The sequence below is a fragment of the Curtobacterium sp. B8 genome, from assembly GCF_000333315.1.
GTDB classification, from domain to species: domain Bacteria; phylum Actinomycetota; class Actinomycetes; order Actinomycetales; family Microbacteriaceae; genus Curtobacterium; species Curtobacterium luteum.
Window position 1 is genome coordinate 1 of the sequence record NZ_BACW01000166.1, and the last position, 1,971, is coordinate 1,971.

The 1,971-nt window shown below is 69.0% G+C and carries 1 protein-coding gene; it reads right to left on the reverse strand.

What is annotated here, in order from left to right; genetic code table 11:
* Window positions 1-1,954: type I DNA topoisomerase (gene topA / locus I59_RS04110; RefSeq protein WP_022902784.1), on the reverse strand; the 1,954-nt coding region annotated here is incomplete at its 3' end.
* Window positions 1,955-1,971: the final 17 nt, after the last annotated feature.

Here is a 1,971-nt window from a genome sequence, read left to right on the forward strand (position 1 = left end):
GGCGGGGCTTCTCGGGGTCGTCGCTCGGCACCTCGATGTACGGGCCGTAGCGGCCGATGCGCAGCGTGAGACCGGGAGCGAGTTCCACCGAGTTGATGTCGCGCGCGTCGATCTCGCCGAGGTTGTCGATGACGGTCCGGAGGCCGCGCTGGTCACCGCCGCCGAAGTAGAACCCCTTGAGCCAGTCGACGCGGTCCTCGTCGCCGCTCGCGATGCGGTCGAGGTCGTCCTCCATGGAGGCCGTGAAGTCGTACTGCACGAGGTCGCCGAAGTAGTCCTCGAGGAGCCGGACCACGCTGAACGCGATCCAGTTCGGCACGAGGGCGCTCCCCCGCTGCGTGACGTATCCGCGGTCGATGATCGTCGAGATGATCGCGGCGTAGGTCGAGGGGCGGCCGATCCCGAGCTCCTCCAGCGTCTTCACGAGGCTCGCCTCGGTGTAGCGCGGGGGCGCCGACGTGTCGTGGCCCTTCGCCTCGACGTCCGGCACGGCGAGTTCGTCGCCCTCGGCCATCTGCGGGAGCTTGGCGTCGTCGCCGTCCGACTTCGCCTCGTGGCGTTCCTCGTCGCGACCTTCCTCGTACGCGTTGAGGAAGCCGCGGAAGGTGATGACGGTGCCGGACGCGGTGAACTCCGCGTCGGTGCCGTTCGCCGTCGAGGCCAGCCCCTCGACGGCCTCGGACGAGGAGATGCCGAGCACCACGGAGGCCGTCGATCCCTTGGCGTCCGCCATCTGCGAGGCGACGGTGCGCTTCCAGATGAGGTCGTAGAGCCGCAGGTCGTTGCCGCGGAGGACCTTCTCCATCTGCGACGGCGTGCGGAAGGTGTCACCAGCGGGACGGATCGCCTCGTGCGCCTCCTGGGCGTTCTTGCTCTTGCCGGCGTAGCTGCGCGGCTTGTCCGGCACGCTGTCGGCTCCGTACAGTTCGGCGGCCTGCTTGCGGGCGGCGGTCACGGCCTGCTGCGAGAGCGACGACGAGTCGGTCCGCATGTAGGTGATGTGGCCGTTCTCGTACAGCGACTGCGCGACGCTCATCGTCTGGCGCGCGGAGAAGCGGAGCTTGCGCGCGGCCTCCTGCTGCAGGGTCGACGTCGTGAACGGCGCGGCCGGGCGGCGCGTGTACGGCTTCGAGTCGACCGAGCGGACGACCGCGTCACCGGCGCGCTCGAGCACGGTCGTCAGTGCGGCGGCCGACGCCTCGTCGAGGCGCACGACGTCGCCGGAGATCGCACCGCGGTCGTCGAAGTCACGCCCCGAAGCGACGCGGATGCCCTGGACACGGGCGAGCTTGGCGGTGAACGCCGTGTCCCCGGCCTTCTCGAACCGTGCGGTGAGGTCCCAGTAGTTGGCGGAGACGAACGCCAGGCGCTCGCGCTCACGGTCGACCACGAGCCGGGTCGCGGCGGACTGCACGCGACCGGCGGACAGCCCCGGGCCGACCTTGCGCCACAGCACCGGCGAGACCTCGTAGCCGTAGAGGCGGTCGAGGATGCGGCGGGTCTCCTGGGCGTCGACCAGCGCGGTGTCGAGTTCGCGGGTGGCCTCCTGCGCGCGCTGGATCGCCTCCTTGGTGATCTCGTGGAACACCATGCGCTTGACCGGCACCTTCGGCTTCAGCACCTGGAGCAGGTGCCACGCGATGGCCTCGCCCTCGCGGTCCTCATCAGTGGCGAGGTAGAGCTCGTCGGCGTCCTTGAGCGCCCGCTTGAGCTCGGAGACGGTCTTCTTCTTCGCGTCGGAGACCACGTAGTACGGCTCGAAGCCGTTGTCGACGTCCACGGAGAACTTCCCCATCGGGCCCTTCTTGAGCTCCGCGGGGAGGTTCTTGGGCTCGATGAGGTCACGGATGTGGCCGACTGACGCCTGGACCTCGTATCCGTCACCGAGGTATTGCGCGATCGTCTTGGCCTTCGCGGGGCTCTCGACGATCACGAGCTTCTTCGTGCCTGGCACGTGTCTCCTTGATCGAT